Origin of the sequence: Microvirga sp. GCM10011540 (assembly GCF_042650665.1) — a bacterium.
Classification (GTDB): domain Bacteria; phylum Pseudomonadota; class Alphaproteobacteria; order Rhizobiales; family Beijerinckiaceae; genus Microvirga; species Microvirga lenta.
The window spans coordinates 1-25,127 of the sequence record NZ_JBHSBQ010000118.1 but is presented as its reverse complement, the minus strand read 5'-3'; the positions used below and the strand labels follow the sequence as shown (position 1 = coordinate 25,127).

The window sequence follows — 25,127 nt, the reverse complement described above, 5'->3', positions numbered from 1 at the left end:
TACAACGTGAAGTCACCCGACCTCACCTACGGCACCAGCGCCACGGCCGCCAAGCACGGCGCGCCCACCGACACCGCAACTCCGGCACCCACGCCGACGCCGACGCCGACGCCCACCCCCACTCCTATCCCGACGCCGAGCCTGACGCCCTCTCCGACGCCCGAGTCCACGTCATTGGCGGGCAAGAGCTTCGTCGGCACCTCCGCCAACGACGCCATCGCCGGTACTGTCGGCGACGACAGGGCCCATGGCTATGCCGGAAAGGACAAGATCTTCGGCGGTGCGGGGAATGACACGCTTCTGGGCGGAACCGGCAACGACCGTCTCAACGGCGGCCTCGGCAATGATGTCCTCAAGGGCGGAGCAGGACGCGACACCTTCGTCTTCGACACCAAGCCGAACAAGTCGACGAACCTCGACAAACTGGTCGAGTTCAGCGTGAAGGACGACCGGATCTTTCTGGACAATGCGATCTTCAAGAAGATCGGAAACGGCACGATGGCCGATCCGGGCAAACTGGCCGGTGCATTCTTCACCACCGGCAGCAAGGCCAAGAACGGCAACGACTATATCATCTACGACGCCAAGAAGGGCATCCTCTCGTATGATGCGGATGGCTCCGGCAGCGGAGCGGCGGTCGCCTTCGCCACGCTCGACAAGAACCTCAAGATAACGGCGGCCGACTTCTACGTCGTCTAAGAACTGCAACTGAAAAAGGGCGCTTCGAAATTTCGGAGCGCCCTTCGCTGTTTGAGCTCCCAGTCCGCGTGCAGCGCGAGGGCGATGGTGGGCTGTACGAGCCTCGCCTCTTACTGCTTCTCCTGAGCCGGACTGTGCTGCTGCGGTTTGTGTCCGCTTTGGCCGGCATTGTTGTGCTTGTTATGGTCGCGGCTTTCCTGATGGCTCAGGCCGCCGTTTCGACCGACATCGGGCGCACCGCTGTCATTGGTGTTGCTCCGATTGTCGTGCTCGTCCTGCTGCCCCTGCACGCGAACGTGGTTGGGCTGGCTTCTGTTGCCGTTGCTGCTCATGACTTCTTCTCCTGCTCCCGCTTCTGGGCACCGTTGCCGTCCTTGCCCTGCTTGTGCTGGGTCCCGCGGGTATTGGAGCCGCCATGGCCTTCCTGAGGGATGCCGTCGGGATTCTGCTGGGTACCGGGAATATTCTTTGTCATCGTTGGATCCTGACTGGGCCGAACGCCCGTGATGTCGCGGCTGCGAGGCCGTGAGCCGGCTTCCCTGCCGAGGAAGCGAGCCTCTGACAGTTCAATTTTGAACGATGGATTTCGTTTCAAGCGCGGCAGCGCAAAACTCGCTCCTGGATGAGCCGATCCAACCGAGCCGTCACCAGCGGATCACGACCACCTTTTCACTGCCGTTGGCGAGTTCGACCGTTTCCGTGCCGTCCGCTTTCCGACTTTGCGTCCTGGCATCCTCGACGATCTCGACCTGCGCCACGTTCGCCGCAAAGGCCTCGTCCACCTCCGCCACGCAAACCAGGGTTTCGGGGGGAAGATTCTCCACCTTCTTCAGGAATTCACGAAGAGTCTCGGCCATGGGCACCTCCTTGCTGCGCACCAACCAACCGGCGCAGCTGGAGTTCCGCCGGATCGCGTCAGCTCCGTTCCGCAGGCCCTGCGAGGTGACCGAAAGCGGCAACCACGTTCTCATAGACGGGGCGCTTGAACGGGATGATGAGGTCCGGCAGCCGCCGCATTTCTTCCCAGCGCCATTCGTCGAATTCGGGCTTATGGTGGCCGCCGCCGGGATGAAGAATGTCGATTTCGCTTTCGTCTCCCTCGAACCGGAAGGCGAACCATCGCTGGGTCTGACCGCGATAGCGCCCCCGCCAGGCGCGACCGGCCACCATCGAGGGCAGATCGTAGGAGTACCAGTCCGGCGCCTCCGCCAGAAGCCGCACGGAACGGACGCTCGTTTCCTCGTACAGTTCACGCAGGGCGGCCTGATAGGGGTCCTCGCCCGGATCGATGCCGCCCTGCGGCATCTGCCAGGCGTAGCCGTCGGCCACGTGCTCGCCGCCGGCCTCCGAACGGCGCCTGCCGACGAAAACGAGCCCATCCTTGTTGAGAAGCATGACTCCGACACAGGAGCGATACGGCAGGTCTTTCCTGCTCGGAGATGCTTTGGCGCCCCTCATCGGCGATGGCCTCCCTCACGCGCTGCAGTGACACCGTGCAGACATCTGATGATCATCGCCGACAACTCACTTCTGGTTCCAAAGCACCTGCGAGAGTGCCGCTTCATCCTGCGCGGCACAAGCTCTTCCGTACGTTTTGTCGAACATGAATGGAAAGGGCCTGACGGCGGGTTGCCGTCAGGCCCTTTCTTCGTGTCGGGATGACTTGCGTCAGGAGTCTTAGTTCGGGGCGCCCGTGGTGTTGCTCGCACCCTTGCGAACGCCGCGAAGCAGGTCGTAGGCGGCGATGAGCTGCTTGTCGTTCGCCGGATCCGGCGGGACGTAGGCGGAGGAACCGCCGCGCTCTTCCTTTTCGCCGCCGTTCTGCAGGTGGCCGCGCAGACCGGCCTCACCCTTGGTTTCGTCCTTGCCCTTCAGCTCCTCTGGGATGTCCTGCAGGACCTCCACATCCGGGTCGATGCCCTTGGCCTGGATCGAACGGCCCGACGGGGTGTAGTAGCGCGCCGTCGTCAGACGTACGGCACCGTTGCCGCCGAGCGGGATGATGGTCTGAACGGAGCCCTTGCCGAAGGACCGGGTTCCGAGCACCGTCGCGCGCTTGTGGTCTTGCAGGGCGCCGGCCACGATTTCCGAGGCCGAGGCCGAACCGCCGTTGACGAGCACGACGAGCGGCTTGCCCTTGGTCAGATCGCCTGCCTTGGCATTGAACCGCTGGGTATCCTCGGCGTTGCGGCTGCGGGTCGAGACGATCTCGCCGCGGTCGATGAACGCATCCGACACCATGATGGCCTGGTCGAGCAGACCGCCCGGGTTGTTGCGCAGGTCGATCACGAAGCCGGCGAGCTTGTCCGCACCGATTTCGCTGGTGAGCTTATCGATGCCTGACCGCAGGCCCTCGAAGGTCTGCTCGTTGAACTGCGTGATGCGCAGGACGCCGATATCGCCTTCGACGCGGGCCCGGACGGGACGAACCTTGATCGTCTCGCGGGTCAGCTTCACCTCGATCGGCTCCTTCGCTTCCTTGCGCTGGATCTTGAGGGTGACGGAGGAATTGACCGGGCCGCGCATCTTGTCGACTGCCTGGTTCAGGTTGAGGCCCTGAACGGATTCGCCGTCGATCTGGGTGATGACGTCGTTGGCCATGATGCCGGCGCGGGAGGCCGGGGTATCGTCGATCGGCGTCACCACCTTGACGAGACCTTCCTCCATGGTGACCTCGATTCCGAGGCCGCCGAACTCGCCGCGGGTCTGCACCTGCATGTCGCGGAAGCTCTTGGCGTCCATGTAGCTCGAATGGGGATCGAGCGAGGTCAGCATGCCGTTGATGGCAGCCTCGACGAGCTTGGCCTCCTCAGGCTTTTCTACGTAATCGGTGCGGACCTTCTCGAAAACGTCTCCGAAGAGGCTGAGCTGCCGATAGGTGTCGGCCGAGGCGGCAATCGCGCTCGTGCTGGACAACAGGCTCGTCTGCGACATGACCGTCGCACCGCCCGCGCCAATGGCCGCACCAAGAATTAAAAGGGACAGTTTGCGCATTATCCGCGAACCTTTTCGCTTTGCGATTTCGCCCACCATGGACCTGGATCGATCGAACCGCCGTCTTTCCTGAACTCAACATAGAGGACGGGATTGTTCTTTTCTATGGCACCGCCCATCAAAGACATGAGAGATGTCTCTCCCATGGATGCGACGGGTTCTCCAGCGAGAACAAATTGTCCGACATCGACGCTGATTTGGTCCATACCGGCCAGAAGAACATAATAGCCTCCACCGACATTGATGATCAAGAGTCGGCCATAGGACCGGAAGGGGCCGGCAAAGGCCACCCATCCGTCCGCGGGTGATACAACAGTTGCATTCGCACGGGTCCTGATCGAAATGCCGCGCGTCGTTCCGCCATAGCCGTCGGAAGCGCCGAAATTCTGGACGGTTTCGCCGCTGACGGGCTGAGGAAGCATGCCTCGCGCTTCTGAAAAGGGGATTTTCGGGGCCAATCGGGCCGGATCGCGGAACGCCGCCTGGGCGAAGCGCTCCCTGGCCTCCCGCTCCTGCGCCTCGGCCGCCTTGCGGGCCTCCTCCGCGGCCTTCTGGGCCCCGGCGATTTCCTGCTCCATCCGCTCGATCAATTCTTTGAGAGATCCAGCCTGGCGCGCAAGTTCCACAGCCTTTTCCCGCTCCGAGCCCACTGACCTCTCGACCTCGGCGAGCCGGCCCTGGCGGGCCTTCATGAGGGCGGTGAGACGGTTCTGCTCGCCCGTGAGGGCGGCCAGCTCGCTTCCCAGGGTAGAGCGGTCCGTCGCGATGGCGTTCTTGAGACGCACGAGCTCGGCGAGGTCGGTCGCGAGGGTCTCGGCCTCGGCCCGCAATTCGGGGAGCACCGCCCCCAGCATGATCGAGGCGCGAACCGCTTCGAGCATGTCCTCCGGACGGACCAGAACCGCCGGCGGCGGGCGGCGCCCCATGCGTTGGAGGGCGGCAAAGACCTCGATAATGACCCCGCGGCGGCTCTCGAGGGACCGGCGGATCGCGGCCTCGCTGGCCGTGAGGGTCTGGAGCCGCTGCTCCAGGGCTCGGATCCGGTCCTCCGTGGCTCGCGTCCGGTTCGCGGTTTCGATCAGGGCCGTGTTGAGCTTGGCCCGGTCGGTCTGGATCTCGGCGATTTCGGCCTCGAGGCGCTTGCGGGCCTCGGCACTGGCCGCCATGGCCTCTTCGAGGATCCTGAGGTCGCGCTCCCGCTGGGCCTTCTGCTCCGCCGTCTCGGCGCCGGGCTGGGCTTGAGCCGCAGGCGCTTGCTGGGCGTGCGCGACGCCCAGGGAGAAAGATGCCATCCATGCAGCAAGGCCGAGAACCTTGCGGGTCGTCAGAAAGGTGAAGCGGGCCATCCGTCAGGAATCATCGTGTCCGGCGCGATGATAAGGGTGACCGGCGATGATTGTCAGGGCTCTATAGACCTGTTCGGCCACGAGAGCGCGCACGATCTGGTGCGGCATCGTCAACGCCCCGAAGGAAACCACCAGATCGGCCCGCTGGCGGATTCTCGGATCGAGGCCATCCGGCCCCCCGATGACGCAGGCGAGACCGGGTCGGCCCTCGTCGCGCCAGTGCCGGACCCGCTCCGCGAAAGCCTCGCTCGTCGGGCTCTTGCCGCGCTCGTCGAAGACCACGAGCACGGACGCACCCGCCTTGTCCAGAAGGGCAGACGCCTCTTCCGCACGGCGGTCGTCATCCCGACGGGCCCGGCTTTCCGGCAGCTCGACGATGTCCAGCCCGGCCATGCCGAGGGCACGGCCCATGCCTTCGATCCGCTGCCTGTATCGCTCGACCAGCTCCCGCTCGGGGCCGCTCTTGAGACGGCCCACGGCCAGCAAGCTCAGTCGCAACTTAAGTCAGCCTCTGATCAGCTGGCCCGGTCCTGCGGACGGTCGGCGCCCCACATCTTCTCGAGGTTGTAGAAACCACGAACCTCGGGACGGAAAATGTGAACGAGCACGTCACCGGCGTCGATCAGCACCCAATCGCAGGCGGGCAGGCCCTCGACGCGCGCATTCCCGAACCCCTTGTCCTTGAGGTCCTTGATAAGGCGGTCGGCGATGGCGCCCACATGGCGGTGGGAGCGGCCCGACGTAACGATCATGGTGTCTGCAAGCGAGGTTTTGCCGGCCAGGTCGATTTCGACCGTATTTTCGGCCTTCATATCCTCGAGGGAGGCCAGGGCTGCGGCCCGGATATCCTCATCGTGCGGAGCATCCGCTCCGGAGAGAGGGGGAAGCGGATGATGCTCCGCCTCAAGCGAGTTCAGTCGGTTCAGGTTCAGACCCTTTCAATCAGCGCAACACTCTGCGCCGTGACCTTAAGATAAGGTCGAACGGCACGTTATTTCAACGTCCCCCGAAAGGAGAAGTTCGTCGCATCCGGCGAATCGCAGTGGATGACAAAGGAGAGCGTGGGCCGTGCAGGAAGACCCAGGCCGGCGCCGCCATATCGGCCAGGGCAGGCGCCCGAGCCTCGGCGATTCGCCAGGCCGACAAGGCCTGGGCGCCACGCGAGCGGACGGCCTTCAGGGTCCAGCCGGGACGGTCCACCACGGCAAAAGGCATCGTCCGGGCGATCCTGCGCCAACCGCGCCAGCGGTGGAAACTGGCGAGGCTGTCCGCCCCCATGATCCAGACGAACCGAACGCCCGGATAGCGCCGCCTGAGATACGCCAGGGTCTCGACCGTGTAGCTGGCCCCGATCTCCTCCTCGAAGGTGGTCACGTCGATGCGGGGGTGATCGGCGGTCTCGCGGGCCCCTTCGACCCGCAGGGGGAGCGGGACCAACTCGCTGAGGTCCTTCAAGGGATTACCCGGGGTCACAATCCACCAGATCCGGTCCAGCCTCAGACGTCTGAGGGCCAGGAGACTCACGTGCCGGTGCCCCGCATGGGCCGGGTTGAAGGAGCCGCCATAGAGGCCGATCCGCATGCCGGGCGCGATCCGCGGCAAGCGCGCCAGGCCGGAGGGCTCCGGCCGGAAGCGGAACGGCGAAGGCTTCACGGGCGGGTCTGGCCCGAGCCGAGCACGCGATATTTGAACGAGGTCAGCTGCTCGACGCCGACAGGACCCCGTGCATGCATCCGGCCGGTGGCAATGCCGATCTCGGCCCCAAAACCGAACTCGCCGCCATCGGCGAACTGGGTCGAGGCATTGTGCAGCACGATCGCCGCGTCGACTTCCGCCATGAACCGCTCGGCGGCAGCGGCGTCGTCCGTCACGATGGAATCGGTGTGATGGGAGCCGAAGGCCTCGATATGGGCAATGGCCCCCTCCAGCCCGTCCACGACCCGGACAGAGATGATGGCGTCGAGATATTCCGTGCGCCAATCCTCCTCCGTGGCAGGGGTGACGCGGGGATCGACGGCTTGGGCCGCCTCGTCGCCACGCACGGCACAGCCGGCCTCCAGAAGCGTTGAAATGAGCGGCTTCAGGTGCGTGGCAGCGCAAGCCCGGTCGACCAGGAGCGTCTCGGCCGAGCCGCAGATGCCGGTGCGGCGCATCTTGGCGTTGAGCACGATGCGCCTGGCCATGTCGAGATCGGCCTTTTCGTGAACGAAGACATGGCAGATCCCTTCGAGATGCGCGAAGACCGGCACACGGGCCTCCTCCTGCACCCTTGCGACGAGGCTCTTGCCGCCCCGGGGAACGATCACGTCGATGTTGCCGCCAAGCCCCGAGAGCATGGCCCCCACGGCCGCCCGGTCGCGGGTCGGCACGAGGACGATGGCATCCGCCGGCAGGCCCGCCTGCATCAGCCCCTCCCCCATCGCCTCCGCGATGGCCAGGGAGGTGCGGAAGCTCTCAGATCCGGTGCGCAGGATGGCGGCATTGCCGGCCTTCAGGCAGAGCGCACCGGCATCCGCCGTCACGTTGGGGCGGCTCTCGAAGATGACCCCGATCACGCCGAGGGGGGTCGAGACGCGCTCGATCAGCAGCCCGTTGGGTCGTTCGAAGCGCGCGAGAAGCCGTCCTACCGGATCGGGAAGCCGGGCAATGCTCTCGACGGCCGCAGCAATCTCCTCCAGCCGGTTCGGATCGAGGGTCAGGCGGTCGATGAAAGCGGGGGTCTGGCCCTTGGCCCTCGCCTCCGCCAGATCCTCGGCATTCGCAGCCAGAATGGCCCCCGAGCGGCCTCGGATGCGGGCCGCCATGGCCATAAGGGCCGCATTTTTCTCCTCGGCGGTCGCAAGCCCGACGCGGCGGGCGGCCTGTCTGGCGCGCCGCCCGATCTCGTTCATGAGTGCCGGGATGTCCGCGCCCGCGACCGATGCCGCCTCTACGGCGTTGACCTGTTCGGCGAGCGGGAGTCCGCTCAAAGTGCGAGTGTCATCCATGTCCAAGTCCCGGGGGCAAACCCATCCTCCAAGATCCATAGCACGCGCGGCGGCCCCAGGGCCAAGCCGGTCCTCGTCTCCAACCGAACCGAAGCTGCGAAACACGACCGAGGTCCGGATCGGCACATCGGGCTGGCACTACAAATCCTGGCATGGACCTTTCTACCCCTCGACCCTGAGGATCAAGGATTTTCTGGCTTTCTACATCGATCAGTTCGACACGGCCGAGATCAACAACTCCTTCTACCGCCTTCCCACGGAGCAGGCGGTCCGGACATGGCACGACAGCACGCCGGAAGGCTTCCTCTTCGCCTGGAAGGTCTCGCGCTTCATCACGCATATGAAGCGGCTCAAGGACATCGAGGACAGCATCGCCCTCGTCTTCGGTCGAATGGCTGGTCTGGCCGAGAAGTTCGGGCCGGTCCTGTTCCAGCTGCCGCCGACCTTCAAGGCCAACGAGGAAACCATGGAGCGTGTAGCGCGGTGCCTGAGCCTCGTACCGCCCGGGCACCGCTACGCGTTCGAGTTCAGGCATCCGAGCTGGTACGAAGATCGGGTTTTCGACCTGCTGCGCGACCACAATGCGGCGCTCTGCATCTCCGATCACGCGGCCGCTCCCGCTCCATGGGTGACGACGGCCGATTTCGTCTATGTTCGCGCCCACGGCACCAACGGACGCTATGCGGGGAGCTACAGCCAGGAGACCCTGCAGGACTGGGCCCGGCAGATCGCCACCTGGCAGGAGGAACTGCGGGATGTTTACGTCTATTTCGACAACGACATCAAAAGCGCCGCACCGGGCGACGCCAGCACATTGCTCAGGCTGACAGGGAGGCTGGAATGACGGTGCGGTCCGTGAGCGCCAGATCGTCCCGGTGGACCATTTCCGTCCGCCCGGGATAGCCGAGGATCGCTTCGATCTCGCGGCTCGGGCGGCCTATGATGCGGGCGGCATCGTCGGCGTCATAGGCCACGAGCCCCCGGCCCAGGATGCGCTGGTCGTCGCGGATCGTCACGGCATCGCCGCGGGCGAAGCTGCCCTCGACACGGCGGACCCCCACCGGCAGAAGGCTTGCGCCACTCTGGAGCGCCCGGGCCGCTCCCTCGTCCACATAAAGGGTGCCGCGCGGCTCCAAAGCGCCGGCGATCCAGGTTTTGCGCGCGGTTGCGGGGTTGGAGGGGGTTAGGAACCAGGTGCAGCGCCCGCCTTCGGCGACCCGCTTCAGGGGGTTCTTGGTGCGCCCGTCGGCGATGACCATATGGGTGCCGCCCGAGGTCGCGATCTTGGCCGCCTCCACCTTCGTGCGCATGCCGCCGCGGGAGAGCTCCGAGGCTGCGCCTCCGGCCATCGCCTCGATGGCGGGCGTGATGCGTTCCACGACGGAAAGATGCTCCGCGTTCGGGTCGGACGCGGGCGGCGCCGTATAGAGGCCGTCGATATCGGAGAACAGGACCAGCAGATCCGCCCCGATCATGGTGGCGACGCGAGCGGCCAGACGATCGTTGTCGCCGTAGCGGATCTCGGACGTGGCCACCGTATCGTTCTCGTTGATGACGGGCACGGCCCGCATTTCGAGCAGCTTCAAGGTCGTGGCACGGGCGTTGAGGTAGCGCCGCCTCTCCTCCGTATCGGAAAGGGTGACGAGGATCTGCCCTGCCGTGATCCCGTGATGGGCGAGCACTTCCGACCAGGTCCGCGCCAGCGCGATCTGCCCGACGGCTGCGGCCGCCTGGCTTTCCTCCAGCTTGAGCGGTCCTGCGGGAAGTCCCAGGACCGTTCGCCCCATGGCGATGGCCCCCGACGAGACGACGAGCACATCGGCGCCCCGGGCATGAAGGTCCGCAATGTCCTCGGCGAGCGCCGCGAGCCAGGCATGATTGAGCCGTCCCCGCGCCCGGTCGACCAGAAGGGCCGATCCGACCTTCAGAACGATGCGGCGGAACTGGCCGATCTCCGGGGTCACGGGCGCCACTCCTCCTGGGCCTCGGCCGGCTCTTCCTCGGCCTTGGTGTCGTCGATCACCGCAAGGAGCGCCTGAAGCACCTCCTGCACGCCCTGGTTCGATGCCGAGGACATGACGAGGGGTGTCTGACCGCAGGCCTGCTCCAGCTTCGCGACCTGCTCCTTCAGCGTCTCATCGTCGAGGGCATCCGCCTTGGACAGCGCGACGATCTCGGGCTTTTCCGCCAGACCGTGACCATAGGCCTCGATCTCGTGACGCACGGTCTCGTAGGCCTGTCCCGCATCCTCACTCGTGCCCTCCACCAGGTGCAGCAGCACCCGGCAGCGCTCGACATGGCTCAGGAAGCGGTCGCCGAGGCCGACGCCTTCGGAGGCTCCCTCGATAAGGCCGGGAATGTCCGCCAGCACGAATTCGCGATTGTAGATCCGGACGACACCGAGCCCCGGATGGAGCGTCGTGAAGGGATAATCGGCGATCTTGGGCTTTGCGGCCGTGACGGTGGCCAGGAAGGTCGATTTCCCTGCATTCGGGAGACCCACGAGTCCTGCATCCGCAATGAGCTTGAGGCGCAGGATGATCGTACGCTCCTGCCCCTCCTGCCCCGGATTGGCCCGGCGCGGGGCCCGGTTGGTCGAGGTGGTGAAATAGGCGTTGCCGAAGCCGCCATTGCCGCCCTTCGCCAGGAGGACCTTCTGGCCCACATGGGTCATGTCGGCGATGACGGTCTCGCCATCCTCATCCAGGATCTCGGTGCCGGCCGGAACCTTCAGAACCGCGTCGGCCCCCTTGGCGCCCGCCCGGTTCTTACCCATGCCGTGACCGCCGGTCTTGGCCTTGAAATGCTGCTGGTAGCGGTAGTCGATGAGGGTGTTGAGCCCCTCCACGCATTCGGCCCAAACGTCGCCGCCGCGGCCGCCGTCGCCGCCGTCGGGCCCGCCGAACTCGATGAATTTTTCACGGCGGAACGACACGGCGCCTGCGCCGCCGTTGCCCGAACGAATATAGATCTTGGCTTGGTCGAGAAATTTCATAACCCGCATCCTTTACGGGACAAGGTGTACGGGAGCAACGAAAGACCACGTGGAAGCGCTCCCGAAAATCTTCGGGAGCGCCTTCGTCAGTGAACGAGGGAGAGCTCCTGCCCCGCATCGACTGATGCGGGTTCCCTCACGAGGCCGGTATGGCCCCAGGTCTTCAGGCTCTCCCAGGCCCGCCGGTCGAGACGGAAATGGTCGGCCGGGTAGTATCCGCCCCGCGCAGGGAGTTCGGCCAGGCCGGAACCCTGATAGGCGAAGCCGCACTTCTCCAGCACCCGCCGCGACCCGGGATTGAGCACCCGGGCGGACGCCATAAGTTCGTCCTCCTCGCCATAGGCGAAGAAGGCGTCGATCAGCGCGCGGGCCGCCTCTGTGGCATAGCCCTGGCCCCAATGAGGCGTGCCGAGCCAATAGCCCAGGGTCGGCTTGCCCGTCTCGAGGCCGGGACCGATCCCCACGACGCCGATGAGGCTGTTGGGCTTGCCCTTGGGCGTGATGGCGAGCACGAGGCCCTGGCCGTCCGCATTGGAGCGCCGGGACTGGAAGATGAAGCGTTCGGCGTCTTCCGGCGGGTACGGATGCGGAATTCGGGCCGTCATCTCCGCGATGGCTTTCTCACCGGCAAGGCGTACGATGGCTTGAACGTCCGCAAGGCGCGGCCAGCGCAGCCAGAGGCGGCGGGTTTCAAGGCGGAACACATCGTCACGGGTGAGGTCGGGAAACATAGTCCTGCTCCGATCCGGTTGGGCCCTCGTTTCGGCCCGGAAATGACGAAGGGGAGGTGGACATCCCACCTCCCCTGTCTTTCTCGGATCTGGAGCTTGGCCTTGAAGGCCTACTTGGAGCTCTGATCCGCCGGGTCGGTGTGATGCCGGCGGGAGCTCCTTCGTATCGCTCTCGCCGTTATTCTGCTGCCTCTTGGGCCGGTACGACCGATACGAAAGCTCGGCCCTGTTTCGTAAGGAATCGGACGCGTCCATCAGCCGTGGCAAAGAGGGTGTGATCTTTGCCCATGCCGACGTTGGCGCCGGCATGCCACTTCGTGCCGCGCTGACGAATAATGATGTTGCCCGACACGACCTGTTGATCGCCGAACTTCTTGACGCCCAGACGACGGCCTGCGGAGTCGCGGCCGTTGCGAGACGAGCCGCCTGCTTTTTTGTGAGCCATGGGTCTACTCCCGTGTTCCTGTCAGTTGCCTAAATCGCTTACTCAGCAGCGGTTTCGGCCGGCGCAGCGTCGTCCGCCGCAGCCTTGGTGGTCTTCTTTGCCGCAGCCTTCTTGGGCTTCGCGCCACCGGCGAGGATCTCGGTGATCCGCACCACGGTGTAGTCCTGGCGATGCCCGCGCTTGCGGCGCGAATTCTGGCGGCGACGCTTCTTGAAGGCGATGACCTTCTCGCCGCGGGTGTGTTCCACCACCTCGCCCGTCACGGTGACGCCCTCGACGAGGGGTGCGCCCACCTGGGTGCCGTTGTCGTTCGTGACCATGAGAACCTGGTCGAACGTGACGGTCGAGCCCGGCTCGCCCGCGAGCGTGGCAACGGTGATGACGTCTTCAGCGGCAACGCGATACTGCTTGCCGCCGGTCTTGATCACTGCGAACATCTTGATCCTCGTGTTCAAACCCGACTCTCTGCAGGAGACCCGCAGGGCCGACTTTTTGGCAGTTTCCGGCTTCGGTTCACGGCAGCCCAGGGCCACCGCATGAAAATGCGCGGACACAGGGGTCCACGCATAGAGAAATTCTCTCTACGGAACGAACCCTCCCCTGTCAACCAAAAACCTGCAGGAAGGTGCTTGAAGAGCGGAAGAACGCGTGATATCCACCCCGCCTCAACCAGCGGGCCCCAAGGCCTTCGCACCCCGGAGAGGTGGCAGAGTGGTTGAATGCACCGCACTCGAAATGCGGCATACGGGCAACCGTATCGGGAGTTCGAATCTCCCCCTCTCCGCCATAATCCTTCGATAAGGCTCTGATTTCTCTCAATAAAGCGCAGAGATCGCAAAGCTGGCCCTAACATTGGCCCTAACATTGATTTGCGCCCCCTTTTCCCGCGCACCGCCACAAACATCAGACGAGCAGTCAGAAGAGGCGATAAGCCCGGTAAGCGGCTGTCGATTGGCGCTGCGTAGTAACTCTCTAAAATCACGCACGGCGCAGAACTAGGCTCCCGGCCGTGTTCAACGCATTGCCGTCTGAGTACGAACAAAGGACTCCTGCTCTAAAGTTCTTGAAAAGAATGGCGCGCCCGAAAGGACTCGGATCTCAGCCCCCAGATTCCTAGTCCCAACTGTCACGCTTACCGGCACATCATTGCAAGTCCCTGAATATATCGGTTCCAACGACTTAGCTAATTTTTGACTTCCCGCTCGTTCGCGTTTGTTCTCGCCCGTTTGAGGAATTTTGCGCCCGACCCGCGCCCGAAAACTGGGCTGGTTCTGATTACCTGACTGCGGCAGGCGTAGCTTCGGCAGCTATATTGAAAGTTGGCTTTGGCTACTTACCTTCAGGCCGGAAACTCGGAGGTAAAAATGATGGCGGACGCCTTCTTCAAGCAACTCGACGGCAAGTTAGCAGCCCTCAAATCGGCCGAAGCCGCCGCAGCTGATCGGAAGGCCTCCAACCGCGCGTTTGCTGCGAAGGCATTGGCAGACCTTCGACCGATTGCCGATGAATATGCGAGTCGCTTGAATGAACGGGGTATCAAAGCAAAGGTCAGCGGCAATGATTACGGCCTAAGCTTTGAGCTCCGATGGTCGAACGGCGACGATCACTCGCTTTCGGTTGCATCAGAGTCAGACGCAAATCGCCTCAAGATCGTCCGCCATTCAACTGACCATACCACCGGCAAGCGTTATCAGAGCACCGACGGAACAACCTACGATGCTTCTTCCTGGAAAGCGTCGCATTTCGAAGTTGCCGTCCAAGGCCTAATAGACGATTACGTCACCCTCGCTGATAAACACGGTGGCCTTCCATAGCTGCCAAGCGTGAGGCATATCCGGGGCAGGCATGTTGCTTCATCTATCTGAGAGCTCATGAAGACGATAACGGCCCCGCCGAAGCGGGGCCGCCGATCAAGTCAAGAATGCTATTAGCAACGCACCAACACGAAGGATGATGGCCGCCACGTCAACCTTGACGTTCACGGTGACTCGGAGTTGTGGCCGCATGGCCTTGTCCTCCGGGTCGCGACCGGCCGTCGACCCGTAAGGGTTACGGTCTAGCGCCTCATCGAACGGATAAGCCGCCGTTCATAAGAGCATCGGCCCGCATTCCGCGTTCTAGAACCGCTTCCAGCAGACCCACGTCGCGTCCTTCGGGAAGCTGGCTTGCCGGCGCACCGGGCCAGCGGCCTTCAGGCCGTGGGCAGCGAAGATCCGTGCCAGTGGCTGGGAGGAGCGACCTCCGAGTCTGGGACGGTTTCGCACGGAAAATATGTGAGCGGAACTCGGCAGTGTCTAGAGCAACGCTTGCTCATTCCTTAGCAACTAAGTTACATTAACACCAACACAACGACAGCAGGCGGAGCCTGCAGGGGAAGGAAGGTGAAAAAGATCAAATGCCAGATGGTCGTGACTTGCATGAATGCGAGCGGCGGGATCAACGCCGAGGCGCTTGAGCAGCGGACCTTGATGGTGACTCTGAAGTCGGTTGAGCAACTGGATGTCAACATGAAGCGACAGCGCGACACGCGCCTGGCGGCGCTGGAGCGTATGCGGGGCAAAGCATACACGCAGAACTGGAACGACCAGTGCCCTGAAAGCTGGAACTTCATCCGCCGCATCACCGTCTCCAAAGCCATCGTGGACAGGGGCCGATTTCGCTTCGCGCCAGGAAACACGAGGTCGCCGCTTCGAACCTCGCCCATTCTGACAAGGATCTCCTTGGCCCGACGGGAGAGTGGTACTCGGTGCTCACGGCCCACCTTCATCCGCCCCTTCGGCACCGTCCAGATTCCCCCTTCCGCCATTTAATTTCTATAAGTATTTGAATTTATTTGGGGGTTGCTTTCGACTTTTGAGGTTTCCCTATCCCATTCCCTACCTTCGCGGATTGCTTGGCCATGGGACCAATGCAATGCCTTTAAATATGGGTCAGAGGTTGAATTAGACCCATAAAGATCGGTGCGACAGAAATGTTACATATGCACGTCAATTACTGTCGCTTGTTAAACTAAATGACCTATTGGTCTGCTCGATCATTGCGAATGAGAACAGTTTACCGCTAAGGTTCCAAACCGTTTCTCAATAACTCGTGTTTTGATGTCCAGACCACTTTTTGATCTCAGCTCAACACAGCTTGAGGAGTTCCTGAACAGCCACAAAGATAATCCGGGGCAGCTCAAAGTTCTCAAAACCGAATTAGAAATTCGATCATCTCAAGCAGCAAAGAGCTTGCTGGTCAGAGTTAATCGAAGGCTTCAGGGCGCAGACGCACCCCGGACGGCTCCGATTAAACCTAGAGACTTTTCCGAAGAATCCCCATCATGCCCGTCCTGCGGCTCACCTATGATCGCGCGGGTCGCTCGACAAGGATCGAATGCTGGGAGTTCATTCTGGGGCTGCTCGGCTTACCCTAACTGTAAGGCGACGCTGAACATTGCTGGCGCCGATGGTTCAAAAGGTGATTCACCTCATGTTCCACTCCAAATCTCTCGCGCATCCGGAGCTACCCTGTCCGTTCAGTGGCCCGAACCCCGCGCCCGAAAGGACTGGGTAACAGAGTACATTCAAGTTGGGTCCATCCCTCAAATAAGCAGGGACTGCATCGACTGGAAAAATCGGACGTTGCTAAGAACACTCGGCCAAGCGGTGATGCTGACTCGACGCAATCGAGGAAGATTTACGAACGAGGATGCGCAGCTAACGAGCTCACTGCTGATAAAAATACTCCAGAGAGGTCATGCTCCACTACCTACGCTTCGAGTTGAGGAGCAGGGCATTTTGGAAGCAGATCTCCGATCTCCTATCTCCGACCTTTCGGACGAAGGACAAGAGCTTGGATGGGCCTTGCGCGCGCACCGTGGTCGCATCCCGTTAGATCGTCTGCTCAACGCACTAACTAAGCGAGACAGCTTCACTATCGAATCCTCCGCCACAGCGGAGGAACTCGGCTCAGAGGCCCTCCTAGGCAGCCCTTCTGAACGAATATTTGCAACAGAATGGGTGCCCTCGCGACTAGGCCCGAACGCCGGACACTGGTTCGCTCCACAAGCCTCTCTAGACAGGCTGATGGAAGCGCATGGCCTAAATTCTGAAGGGTCCCGACGCGTCGATTTTCTGTTCTCTCATCCAAGAGTTGCCCCCCTAGCAATAGAGATCGACGGCTCAGAACACCTAGATAACCCTCAAATCGATTCGGCGCGCGATGCCGCGCTCTCCTCAATGGGGATTCCGGTTGTTCGCGTTCCTAATCGCGAGATAGAGAACGGGTCTGGCCCGAACTTAGATAGAATATACCGTCACTGTTCCCCAGCACTTTCCTTGAACCACGTTAGTAGTGAGGATGACGATCGGCTCGCATCACTGATCTTAGATTGCTCTGAGGCAACTAAGCTCCAATTTGCACTCGCCCGCGCTCTATCATTCGGGTGGCTCAATCCCGGTGGGATTTGGACAGTCAACGTATATGGCTCATGCCGCCTAGCAGCCGCCGCGCTTCATGACGCCATTCAGTTGTTGGGTGCACTCGACCAACTTTACCAGGTGCAATCCACCCCTGATGTTCTAGTTGTCCGTGCGCAGGACCAAGAGCCTATAGCTCTCACTCGAGTGAGCGCCAATGAATGGCTGGACACAGATATCCCAGATGATTTGGGCTCAGTTCTATCCGTTTTCATTGAACGCTTCTCTAGCCCATACGATCGAATAAGCTCTGCCACACATGGGCAGGCCGACATCATCCTGCGGCCTACGTATTTACCGCTCGACGTCGCAGCTAGGCAAAACTACAGCCTTGAACGGCGGGCTATACAGGTGACCAATCTCGATTCGGCGAGAGCATCGCTTCGGCTCTTCCTTCAGAACATCTTTCGAAAGATCGACTTCCGACCACTCCAAGACGAGGCCGTCTTCAAGACTTTGCGACAGCAGGACTCGATTGTCCTACTTCCTACCGGAGCCGGGAAGAGCATCATTTATCAACTCGCCGGCCTTTTGATGCCAGGCGTTACCTTGGTAGTTGATCCAATCATCTCCTTGATCGAAGACCAGATTGAGGTTCTCGCACAGTATGGCATTGATCGAGCCGCTCCGGTGACCAGCGCCCTCGCGTCTCTCGACGAGCGCGCGAAGATGCTGCTTCGAGTTGAGCGAGGGGAGTATCAGTTCGTCCTACACTCGCCCGAGCGACTGCAGTCGAGAAGCTTTCGGGAGTCCCTCCGGGCTCTTTCGGAAACCTCACTAGTCAACTTGGCCGTCATCGACGAGGCACATTGTGTCTCAGAATGGGGTCACGATTTCAGACCCGCATACCTAAATATAGGTCGAAACATCCGTGCGTTCGGCAAGGATCGAGCTGGCGATCCGCCTCCGCTACTCGCACTCACGGGCACAGCTTCACGGGCAGTACTCCGTGATGTTCTTGCTGAACTACAAATAGATCGTCATCGCAGCGATTCAGTCCTGCGGCCGACCTCGTTCGACCGCGCGGAGTTGAAGTTCCGGATTATGCGTTCCGCTCCTGGAGGCGACGAGAAGGCAGTACTACGTGGACTACTTCATTCGCTACCAGAGCGCTTTGGAATTCCTAAAAGCGAGTTCTTCCAGCCTGCGGGGAGGAGCACATATTCCGGAGTGATTTTCACTCCGACCGTCAATGGCATTTCTCACGGCGTCACAGCCACCGCCACCGAAGCACGGAAAGCAACCGAGGCCGAAGTAACCGTCTATTCTGGTAAGGCGCCGACCGGCTTGCCGACTGGCAACTGGGAAGCGCTCAAGAGGGAGAACGTCAGAGCGTTCAAGGGGAACAAGGTGCCCCTGCTCGTCGCCACAAAAGCGTTCGGCATGGGCATTGATAAACCAAATATCCGCTACACCGTCCATCATGGAATGCCGAGTTCACTCGAAAGCTTCTATCAAGAAGCCGGCCGAGCGGGACGCGACCGTAAGCCTGCTCTATGCACCGTCCTGTTCTCCGAGTTCGATGCGGGTCGTTCGGACCAGTTACTGAATCCGTCTGCTGATTTAGAGGAACTAAAGAAGCTCTACGAGGAAGCTAGCAAGAAGACGTCACTGCGGGATGACATCACACGCGCTCTCTTCTTTCATTTAGAAAGCTTCAACGGCATCTCCGCTGACGTGGAAAATGCCCGTCGTGTGCTGGAATCAATAGGGGATCTCACACGAGCCACACAAATCGAGATTCCATTTTGGAGTGCCGAGGACCGTAAGGACCAAGAGAAGGCTATCTTCAGATTGACTAAGATCGCCGTGTTATCCGATTATGAGGTAGCTTTCGGGAGCGCCAAGTTTCTCCTGCACGTCAATCAGTTTGATCTCGAGCGATCAACAGCAGCGCTGTTGGACTATGCGAGCGCTTCGCAACCAACTCGAGCGAAATCATTTGCAAAAGAAGTAGGCGAAATTCGGGAGGGAAGCCCGAAGGAGCTCGCTTTTGCTTTGGCATCGAAGCTCATCAACTTCACTTACGATATTGTCGAGCGTGCGCGCCGTCGATCTATACAGGAAGCGATTTTGCTGGCGCGAACCGCAACATCGGACGATGACATCCGGCGGCGTCTGATTGATTATCTGCAAGAAGGATTTGGCGCTGAGCGTTTGGATGCTTTGCTGGAAGGAACAGACGTAGATTTCTCCCAATGGGCTGAGCTGATTGAGAAGGTTTTAACTCCGGTTGATGCAGGTGAGTTGCGAGGGCTTGCGATTAGAGCCCTTGAGTCCTACCCGGATCATCCTGGTTTACTGCTCATCCGTGGCCTCGTCGAGGCAATGTGTTCGGATATGAATGAAGGCGTTTGCTCGCAAACTCTACAGGCGTCTCTACGCTCAGCCGTCACAGGGTATGATGTGAGCACCGCAGAGGTGCAGTGGACGATCAATTATTTGGCCGATGCTGCATCCGCCAAGGTACCGACCTTGCGCACACCCCTCGTTTACACACTGCTGCGTCTCACGCAGGATGGGGTTCTCCCCACCAACGTAAACGAGCAAGCTCGTGCACTGGCGAGATCCTTTGGCTCTTCAGATGTAGATGCTGTTGTGTCAGCATTCGACGTATCTGAGCTGTCCAACTTACTTTGCTCGACCGCCGATCGTGCCTTGAGCAGGTGGAGCAGCTCAACAGTCAGAACAACACTAGGATTATGAGTATGAGTGTGCTTCAAGACTTGGAAACCAAAATCGCTAACGCTCACAGCCAGATTGTTACCGTTACGCGCAAGCTCGACGAGATCTCGGATATCGAGATATCCCTTGGTCGCGCTAGTAAAGGCCTAACGGCAACGGCAGAGAGCGCTTCCCAGCTAACGGCCGCCCACCGTGATTTGATCGGCGAGCTGCGCCAAGCGACGAAAGCGGTCGAGGACGCCGCGAACTCGGTGCGAAAGGCCGACCCTGAACGGCTGATCGAGAACCTCGCGAGCCTGCAGCGAGAGATTGAAGTGGTTAAGTCCACCCTCGCGGGTGAAGTCGCCTCTCGCGAGCAGTTCACTACACGGATCACGAACTCACTGGCCGAAAGCTCGAAGGTTCTTAACGAAGTAGTCTCACAAGGGACTGCAAAGAATGCAGCCGCCCTTGAGCAGCTTCAACAGAAAGTCCAAGCAGCGCTCGCAAGTTCCTTTGCCGGTCTATTCGAGAGCAACAAGGAAGACTTGAAGAAGATGCGCGAAGCTCAATCCGAGACACTGAGCAGCCAACTAATCGCCATTGCCGGGCTAGAGCGACGAACCAGAATTCTAACTGCCCTGGTTTTGAGCGGAGTGGTCGTCACATTGGCCGTTCAAGCTTATCATTTTTTCCTTCCACGATAGTGCAGTCAACAGTGTGAGTCGCTGCAGGATCTAGGCGAACTTGGCAACTCGCCATCACACGTGTCGTGTGAGGCTGCGAACGTTCCATATATAATGGAGAGGATAGGCATGGGTTGGTTCAACAAACAGTCTGAGGCGGCAGACTCCTCATCCAAGTCGCTCGATCATGTCGAAGAGTTCCTGGGAAAGTACGATCGATCCGGTGCCGGGCGTACCGGTTATGCGATGACGCTTTGGGGCATTCATGCGGCATTCGTTAAGATCTTTGGTAGCCTAGACGACTACTATGTGGCCGACTCTTCGAAGAAGAACCATTACATCACAATGATCGGCAACAATGCGATAAGGGCCCTCGAAGCAGGGGAAACTCGCGTCGCAGAATGCAATCACGCCTTCATGAATTTTCTTGTCGCGACAAAAGATGTTCCGCGTCGCGAGCTCCGTGGATCGATAGAGGCGTTTGCCGACCGCATCGATGCCATTGTTAATTTCGGCAAAAGCGAGATCGACAGGGTCGGCGAGATGGAGAAGGAGGCTAAAGAGTTCCTGGCGTCAGACGCCCCGTTTGCCATCGGCACCGGAACTGTGCGGGGAGCCGTTACTGAGAGAAACGTCGTCGCCGCCTCGCAGATCATCATCAACGATCTTCAGAAGATCCTGGTCACCCATCAGGACTATCATCTGTATATTATCGAACAATATGCCCGTCTTCGTCTGGAATCGGGAATCCGAACTATGCTCGATAACGTACCTCTGTTTGAGGTGGAATTCGAAGTCCTGGGGCTGGGCTGGTCGCAAAACAGTCCTCGGGGACCAGGCGTGGCCTACATCGAAACGATACGTCCGGCAATTCGAGCTTGGTGCGAGGCGACCGTGCCGTCACTTGATCCGGGCGAGCTATCGCTGCGAGTGATAGGAGCAGCCTACGGTCACTTCCGGATTACTGGAAAATCGCACTTCGATGAAATCCGCCGTGGCTATGCCCAGCATTTTCACGACCAATGTTTACAGCAGGGACGGCATGTAGATGCAGCACGGTGGGCCGACGTAGTTGAGAGGCTTGGCCAATAGGACAGTCCGCTTTCGGCCAAACCCTGAATTAACACCACACCCGGATCACCCACATGGGGCAGGCCAGAATGCCTGGTGCCGGTGGAGCCTGAGGGGACTGGCACCAAACCGGAAAATTTTGCTGGTCGCATCGTCGAGATCGCCGGAAGCGGCCAATTCATCGACAGTCGGTCCGGAGAGGAACTGCGGGTTCAGCGACAGAAGAGCATCCGGCCAGAATCGTCCTGCATCATACTGCCGTTCAACCTCATGCCTGAGGTCGTCGACACAGACAGAGGTAAAAGACCGCGAGAAACGGGCGTAGGAATCGATCAAATAATGATCAAAATCAAAGGCTTTCATCGACGCTCCCCAGCTCTTCCTGGCCGCAAACGCGCAGCCCAATATTATTCTTAGCTTAACATTACAATCTGCTGATCCTGCGGGCAATGCGCAGCGCACAGTTTGTGCCATGAGCGCACCAGGTCGTCTCACCTCTTGTATGGCTCGTAGCTCCAGAGCCCCTTCATGCTGCTCATCCGTAACCCTTCGCCACGGTTTCGGGGCCGATTGTGATAGGTGTCATCCCTCCACATGAAGCAGAACCACTCGTCAGCGATCTTGCCATTCCGGCTGGCAAAGGATCCAATCTCCCAAAAGTACACATGCCGATGGACGTCAAGGCACTCCAAGTAGAACTCCTTCGCCTCAGCATATTCAGCGAAATGGCGCTCCTTCTTATTCTCGGCATGAGAGTTGTTCGTGAATTCAATGCAGAACGGGGTCTCGTACGGAAGGGACATTGCTGGCATTGATCCTGGGGCTCAAATCTTCAGAGTGATCGTAATTTCAACTTGGCTCAGATCAATACCCAGCTCCCGGGCCACATCTTGCTTGAAGCGATTTGTGAGGGTCTCGACATCCACCGCTTCCATGGCCTCGGACTTTTCGCTTTCATCTCCAGCCTCGGCGACGTCGCCCTCAGCATCATCCAGCCATTCGATCTCTTCGTCGTAGATGCGGTTTCCGAGATCTTTGAGGTTGAACGGACTATCGGGCCAAGCACTATCGTCATCTAAGGGGAGAAAGCCGATGTCGGAGTGGTCGCGCTTGTATCTTGCCTTGGCTTTCTTCAGGACCTCTTTGCAGTCGAATGTAAGGACTTGAAGCCGCTGCGGATCCCAATCGTACCGACTGTCGAAGGTGATCACCGCTAATGTATCTGCCGCCTCGAGCGCCCCAAAACGGCCATCCTTAGACCTGTTTGCACTGACCCAGCGATCGGACGAAATCTTCAAAGCCAAGGCTACCTTCTTACCATCCCTCACTGCATGGAAAGCTTTTGCCCCAGGAACCCGCAGAGAGTCACCAAGCTGGTATCCGTTGTCCTCGAGAATGTTGCGCAGGGCCTCACTCAGGACCGCGCCTCGTGCGGCACGGCCCTTGCCTCTTTCTAGGATAGCTCGGCTGAAATGGGGAATGTATGTCATTATTTGGCCCTTTAATTTCTAGGTGTCGCCTTAGGCCCTACCTAGTTATCTAATTAGATGAAATCTGTCAATTTAGTGGTTGTTCTAGAAATGCAAATCGCAGTGCACACATCCCTAGATATTGTTCTATAACTAGGTGAGCAGAACTTGCCGTGGCGAGCTAAGTATATTGAGATCTCAAGGATTACGGCACATAACTATTTAACAGGACGTAGTGGTGTCCCAGGTTGGTTAAAGACCTAAGAGTCGACCGAAGCTCTACGCCGGACAGGTTTCGTCCATGCACTCCAGTTTTTTACATGTGACGTTTGTGACGCTGTGACCTCAGCATTTGCAATGACTTAGCTCTTGCAGCCCAATGTGACGCTTGTGACAGGGCTGAAGCCTAGACGCTGAGCTAGTGGTTAAAATCTAACACTTGGTACCCGATCTGCGATGCTCTGCTCGAACCTAACGCGGAGTTTGGGCAAACGGCAGCTTTATGTCAGGAGCGCTCATGCCAGTGAGCTTTTCGACCGGGTTGGCCGACCGGGTTCTCCACCAGCAGGTCTTCCTCAAGTCCTCAGTCAGCCATTTTCGCAGGACTAATTTGCCAACATATGTTATTGTTAGGCAGTGAGTCCCCGTTGGTCGTCCCGTGCAGCACTGAGGAGACGGCGTATGGCTCTGGCGAAGAACGCAGCAGGAACCGCCGGTGGTCGAGCGGCTCTCGACGGTGCGGGACTGGAAAAGGCGCTCTCTGACGGTAGCTTGGACCGAACCACCACACAGCTGATCGGCATGATGAAGGCTTCTGCAGAGCCAGGTTACGTCAGTTTTGCCCCTGCTGGCTGCGGCTCATGGGTTAATATCCCCAGCGCAATGATTGCCGAAGCCCACCACATTGGGCACCAGCCCTGTAAAGATCACTCCCATCCGGTCTTTCGAATCCTTTTGAATGAACCAGCCGATCCGCAGGCGAAGGCGCTCATGCAATTGATGGCGGCCCGCACCCCCACTGCCATGCCGATGGCCATGCCAGCTGGCCTGAGCGGCTTTGAAGGCGAAGGGCTACCTATCGGTCCGTCTGTAGGTGAATTGCAGAAACCGCAGTGTACCAGCTGGTGCATGGGGCCCGTTCTGATGTGTGCATGCCCAGTCTATGTGCCCGGGAAAGGTTGGGCCTACGCCATCGGTCCCTGTGGGTCGTGCTCAACGGACCCAGTGTTCACGGCTTAAGCCTAGCTAATTGACCAGAATTCGTTTGCGTTCTCTGAAGATGAACGGAAGTGTGAAATGAAAAAACCTCTGGCACCTGAAGCTTCCAACCAAGCCGATCGCCCGCCTCTGAGTTTTGGCACCATCGAAGCGCTAGTCCATCAAGGCAAAAATGTAGTTTCGTTAGAAGATTCTGCAGTGGTTGAATGGGCAATGAAGGCCATTGCGGAAGGCATAACTGCAACACTCTACTGTAAGCCTTCCGTGTTTGAGGCAATTAGACGGCGGTACTGGACACCGGAACGGGCCAAAATCGTTGGATTCAGACCTATTTCGGCGGAAGTGTCTGCGAGGGTCAAAAGGGATTTCAACATAGAGGTCGATGGATACGCTAACAGTCTGGATTGTCCCCGATGCGAACACGTCTACAGTACATACGAGTTTATTCACCAAGGAATTGAGGAGCATGGTATTGAGCATGTAAGAGCTGCGTTCTCGCTCAAGCGAGCAGCTATTATTCAAATCAATCCGGTGCAAGACCTAGTTTGTCGGAACTGCCGTTTGCACATCTTAGTCGGTGGGGGAGGGAATTTTCCATACGGGGACTATGATTACGAATATCGGTGTGTTGAGAACAATGCGTACGCCTGCTGCCGCGCGGCGGACATACGGACGGCATGACAGCAGCTAAGGAGGCCAAGCAGATGGCCATGCGGCGTGATGAGTTTTGTGGATGGGTTGAGCCTCCTGCCAGCGTCAGACGCAGGTTTTGGAGGTGCCGGTCTGACGCATGATCTGGGTCGTGCCGAGGCCACCCGCGCTCAGCAGCACGATGGCAGCTCGCCAGACGTGTTTCTGATTCATGTTCCGGTTGCTGGCGACATCTCAAGGCGAAGCCGGTCAGAGGGTGTCAGGATAAGCGAGATTCCCGTGCACATGCCACAGCCTCGCATACGCTCCGCTTAACAGGGATCCGCAAACGGACTCTTTCGTTGGGCGGAGACCACTAGAGCATTTTCGACTTACACGGGTTCATAGCCGCTGTTGGTGAGATAGTTCTGGCACTCCTCGGGCGAGAACTCATCGAGCAGTGCGCCAATGGTGGTCCAGAGAGCTTCTTTCGTCCGCGTCTCAGCCTTGCGCAGCAGTGCTTTGAGTTTCGCAAACACCTGCTCAATCGGGTTCAGGTCGGGCGAGTACGGCGGCAGGTACAGCAGACTCGCTTCTGCCGCCTGGATCGTACGCATCCGCCGAGGACCGCGGAATTTCGGCTGCGGCGTGGTAAAGTGGCCGCATGGAGATCGACCACGACAAGATTGACGAGGCCGTGCTCGCCCTGATGTAGCTGACGCTGCACGATGG

26 protein-coding genes, 1 tRNA gene and 4 pseudogenes are annotated in these 25,127 nt (G+C 59.9%); 12 read left to right on the top strand and 19 right to left on the bottom strand.

Translation table 11 applies throughout. From position 1 onward, the window contains the following. Positions 1 to 699 (top strand): annotated as a pseudogene (locus tag ACFOYU_RS17310) (hypothetical protein); the annotation flags it as partial. 110 nt (positions 700 to 809) lie between these two features. On the opposite strand, the gene ACFOYU_RS17305 reads toward ACFOYU_RS17310, so the two are convergent. The 4 genes from ACFOYU_RS17305 to ACFOYU_RS17290 form a co-directional block, all read right to left on the bottom strand. Next, complete coding sequence (locus tag ACFOYU_RS17305) at positions 810 to 1,031, bottom strand: hypothetical protein (RefSeq protein WP_226742693.1); 222 nt, start codon at positions 1,029 to 1,031, stop codon at positions 810 to 812. After that, the gene (locus ACFOYU_RS17300) at positions 1,028 to 1,174 is read right to left on the bottom strand and encodes a hypothetical protein (RefSeq protein WP_226742692.1); all 147 of its coding nucleotides are present in this window, start codon (positions 1,172 to 1,174) and stop codon (positions 1,028 to 1,030) included. Before ACFOYU_RS17300 ends, ACFOYU_RS17305 begins: the two co-directional genes overlap by 4 nt. A 169-nt stretch (positions 1,175 to 1,343) precedes the next feature. After that, positions 1,344 to 1,556 carry a sugar phosphorylase gene (locus ACFOYU_RS17295; protein WP_226742691.1) on the bottom strand — a complete coding sequence of 71 codons (213 nt, stop codon included), beginning with the start codon at positions 1,554 to 1,556 and terminating at the stop codon, positions 1,344 to 1,346. Positions 1,557 to 1,614: 58 nt separating this feature from the next. Then, a complete protein-coding gene (locus ACFOYU_RS17290; RefSeq protein ID WP_226742690.1) occupies positions 1,615 to 2,157 on the bottom strand; it encodes an RNA pyrophosphohydrolase in 543 nt (180 codons plus the stop codon). A gap of 48 nt (positions 2,158 to 2,205) precedes the next feature. Here ACFOYU_RS17290 and ACFOYU_RS17285 point away from each other — a divergent pair, with 48 nt between their 5' ends. Then, positions 2,206 to 2,361 (top strand): hypothetical protein, encoded by a 156-nt coding sequence (locus ACFOYU_RS17285; protein ID WP_377034551.1) that lies wholly within the window; start codon positions 2,206 to 2,208, stop codon positions 2,359 to 2,361. A gap of 15 nt (positions 2,362 to 2,376) precedes the next feature. On the opposite strand, the gene ACFOYU_RS17280 is transcribed toward ACFOYU_RS17285, so the two are convergent. The 6 genes from ACFOYU_RS17280 to ACFOYU_RS17255 all read right to left on the bottom strand — a co-directional run bounded on the left by ACFOYU_RS17280 (position 2,377) and on the right by ACFOYU_RS17255 (position 7,930). Then, positions 2,377 to 3,693 (bottom strand): S41 family peptidase, encoded by a 1,317-nt coding sequence (locus ACFOYU_RS17280; protein ID WP_226742689.1) that lies wholly within the window; start codon positions 3,691 to 3,693, stop codon positions 2,377 to 2,379. Further along, positions 3,693 to 4,985 (bottom strand): murein hydrolase activator EnvC family protein, encoded by a 1,293-nt coding sequence (locus ACFOYU_RS17275; RefSeq protein WP_377034554.1) that lies wholly within the window; start codon positions 4,983 to 4,985, stop codon positions 3,693 to 3,695. The genes ACFOYU_RS17280 and ACFOYU_RS17275 overlap by 1 nt, the downstream gene beginning before the upstream one ends. Before the next feature lie 57 nt (positions 4,986 to 5,042). Further along, positions 5,043 to 5,537: a 23S rRNA (pseudouridine(1915)-N(3))-methyltransferase RlmH gene (gene rlmH, locus ACFOYU_RS17270; protein ID WP_226742687.1), complete on the bottom strand. Its 495-nt coding sequence runs from the start codon at positions 5,535 to 5,537 to the stop codon at positions 5,043 to 5,045. Between the two features lie 17 nt (positions 5,538 to 5,554). After that, positions 5,555 to 5,884, bottom strand: a complete 330-nt coding sequence (rsfS, locus tag ACFOYU_RS17265; protein ID WP_319004878.1) for a ribosome silencing factor — start codon at positions 5,882 to 5,884, stop codon at positions 5,555 to 5,557. A 151-nt stretch (positions 5,885 to 6,035) separates the two neighbouring features. Further along, positions 6,036 to 6,692 carry a nicotinate-nucleotide adenylyltransferase gene (locus ACFOYU_RS17260; RefSeq protein ID WP_226742686.1) on the bottom strand — a complete coding sequence of 219 codons (657 nt, stop codon included), beginning with the start codon at positions 6,690 to 6,692 and terminating at the stop codon, positions 6,036 to 6,038. Further along, on the bottom strand, positions 6,689 to 7,930 hold the full coding sequence (locus tag ACFOYU_RS17255; protein WP_377034553.1) for a glutamate-5-semialdehyde dehydrogenase: 1,242 nt from the start codon (positions 7,928 to 7,930) through the stop codon (positions 6,689 to 6,691). Before ACFOYU_RS17255 ends, ACFOYU_RS17260 begins: the two co-directional genes overlap by 4 nt. A 94-nt stretch (positions 7,931 to 8,024) precedes the next feature. Here ACFOYU_RS17255 and ACFOYU_RS17250 point away from each other — a divergent pair, with 94 nt between their 5' ends. Next, positions 8,025 to 8,870, top strand: coding sequence for a DUF72 domain-containing protein (locus ACFOYU_RS17250; RefSeq protein WP_377034550.1), 846 nt, complete (start codon positions 8,025 to 8,027; stop codon positions 8,868 to 8,870). Here ACFOYU_RS17250 and proB read toward each other — a convergent pair. From proB to rplU, 5 genes are all read right to left on the bottom strand, one after another. Next, entirely contained in the window at positions 8,845 to 9,990 is a 1,146-nt protein-coding gene (proB, locus tag ACFOYU_RS17245) for a glutamate 5-kinase (protein ID WP_377034549.1), read from the bottom strand. The genes ACFOYU_RS17250 and proB overlap by 26 nt on opposite strands. Continuing rightward, positions 9,987 to 11,021, bottom strand: a complete 1,035-nt coding sequence (gene obgE / locus ACFOYU_RS17240) for a GTPase ObgE (RefSeq protein WP_226742683.1) — start codon at positions 11,019 to 11,021, stop codon at positions 9,987 to 9,989. Before obgE ends, proB begins: the two co-directional genes overlap by 4 nt. A gap of 86 nt (positions 11,022 to 11,107) precedes the next feature. Further along, positions 11,108 to 11,752, bottom strand: coding sequence for a GNAT family N-acetyltransferase (locus ACFOYU_RS17235; protein ID WP_377034548.1), 645 nt, complete (start codon positions 11,750 to 11,752; stop codon positions 11,108 to 11,110). A 178-nt stretch (positions 11,753 to 11,930) separates the two neighbouring features. After that, the gene (gene rpmA / locus ACFOYU_RS17230) at positions 11,931 to 12,197 is read right to left on the bottom strand and encodes a 50S ribosomal protein L27 (protein WP_226742681.1); all 267 of its coding nucleotides are present in this window, start codon (positions 12,195 to 12,197) and stop codon (positions 11,931 to 11,933) included. A 38-nt stretch (positions 12,198 to 12,235) separates the two neighbouring features. Beyond that, positions 12,236 to 12,634 carry a 50S ribosomal protein L21 gene (gene rplU / locus ACFOYU_RS17225; protein ID WP_114772676.1) on the bottom strand — a complete coding sequence of 133 codons (399 nt, stop codon included), beginning with the start codon at positions 12,632 to 12,634 and terminating at the stop codon, positions 12,236 to 12,238. Between the two features lie 260 nt (positions 12,635 to 12,894). Between rplU and ACFOYU_RS17220 the strand changes: the two genes are divergently transcribed. The 7 genes and pseudogenes from ACFOYU_RS17220 to ACFOYU_RS17190 all read left to right on the top strand — a co-directional run bounded on the left by ACFOYU_RS17220 (position 12,895) and on the right by ACFOYU_RS17190 (position 21,099). Continuing rightward, a tRNA-Ser gene (locus tag ACFOYU_RS17220) sits at positions 12,895 to 12,984 on the top strand. 577 nt (positions 12,985 to 13,561) lie between these two features. Further along, entirely contained in the window at positions 13,562 to 14,011 is a 450-nt protein-coding gene (locus tag ACFOYU_RS17215; RefSeq protein ID WP_377034547.1) for a hypothetical protein, read from the top strand. 603 nt (positions 14,012 to 14,614) lie between these two features. Then, a complete protein-coding gene (locus tag ACFOYU_RS17210) occupies positions 14,615 to 15,007 on the top strand; it encodes a hypothetical protein (RefSeq protein WP_377034546.1) in 393 nt (130 codons plus the stop codon). 288 nt (positions 15,008 to 15,295) lie between these two features. Continuing rightward, positions 15,296 to 15,622 (top strand): annotated as a pseudogene (locus tag ACFOYU_RS17205) (topoisomerase DNA-binding C4 zinc finger domain-containing protein); the annotation flags it as partial. A gap of 354 nt (positions 15,623 to 15,976) precedes the next feature. Then, entirely contained in the window at positions 15,977 to 19,363 is a 3,387-nt protein-coding gene (locus tag ACFOYU_RS17200) for a RecQ family ATP-dependent DNA helicase (RefSeq protein WP_377034552.1), read from the top strand. A 2-nt stretch (positions 19,364 to 19,365) separates the two neighbouring features. Beyond that, positions 19,366 to 20,028 carry a hypothetical protein gene (locus ACFOYU_RS17195; protein WP_377034545.1) on the top strand — a complete coding sequence of 221 codons (663 nt, stop codon included), beginning with the start codon at positions 19,366 to 19,368 and terminating at the stop codon, positions 20,026 to 20,028. 108 nt (positions 20,029 to 20,136) lie between these two features. Continuing rightward, a complete protein-coding gene (locus tag ACFOYU_RS17190; protein WP_377034544.1) occupies positions 20,137 to 21,099 on the top strand; it encodes a hypothetical protein in 963 nt (320 codons plus the stop codon). 45 nt (positions 21,100 to 21,144) lie between these two features. Here ACFOYU_RS17190 and ACFOYU_RS17185 read toward each other — a convergent pair whose 3' ends face one another. Next, positions 21,145 to 21,441 carry a hypothetical protein gene (locus tag ACFOYU_RS17185; protein ID WP_377034543.1) on the bottom strand — a complete coding sequence of 99 codons (297 nt, stop codon included), beginning with the start codon at positions 21,439 to 21,441 and terminating at the stop codon, positions 21,145 to 21,147. Between the two features lie 461 nt (positions 21,442 to 21,902). After that, on the bottom strand, positions 21,903 to 22,568 hold the full coding sequence (locus tag ACFOYU_RS17180; protein WP_377034542.1) for a hypothetical protein: 666 nt from the start codon (positions 22,566 to 22,568) through the stop codon (positions 21,903 to 21,905). A 660-nt stretch (positions 22,569 to 23,228) separates the two neighbouring features. Between ACFOYU_RS17180 and ACFOYU_RS17175 the strand changes: the two genes are divergently transcribed. Next, a complete protein-coding gene (locus ACFOYU_RS17175) occupies positions 23,229 to 23,786 on the top strand; it encodes a hypothetical protein (protein WP_377034541.1) in 558 nt (185 codons plus the stop codon). Positions 23,787 to 23,843: 57 nt separating this feature from the next. After that, on the top strand, positions 23,844 to 24,446 hold the full coding sequence (locus tag ACFOYU_RS17170; RefSeq protein ID WP_377034540.1) for a hypothetical protein: 603 nt from the start codon (positions 23,844 to 23,846) through the stop codon (positions 24,444 to 24,446). Positions 24,447 to 24,524: 78 nt separating this feature from the next. On the opposite strand, the pseudogene ACFOYU_RS17165 reads toward ACFOYU_RS17170, so the two are convergent. Together ACFOYU_RS17165 and ACFOYU_RS17160 are read right to left on the bottom strand one after the other, a co-directional pair. Continuing rightward, positions 24,525 to 24,703 (bottom strand): annotated as a pseudogene (locus ACFOYU_RS17165) (IS630 family transposase); the annotation flags it as partial. A gap of 84 nt (positions 24,704 to 24,787) precedes the next feature. Then, a pseudogene (locus ACFOYU_RS17160) lies at positions 24,788 to 25,003 on the bottom strand (transposase); the annotation flags it as partial. Between the last annotated feature and the right edge of the window lie 124 nt (positions 25,004 to 25,127).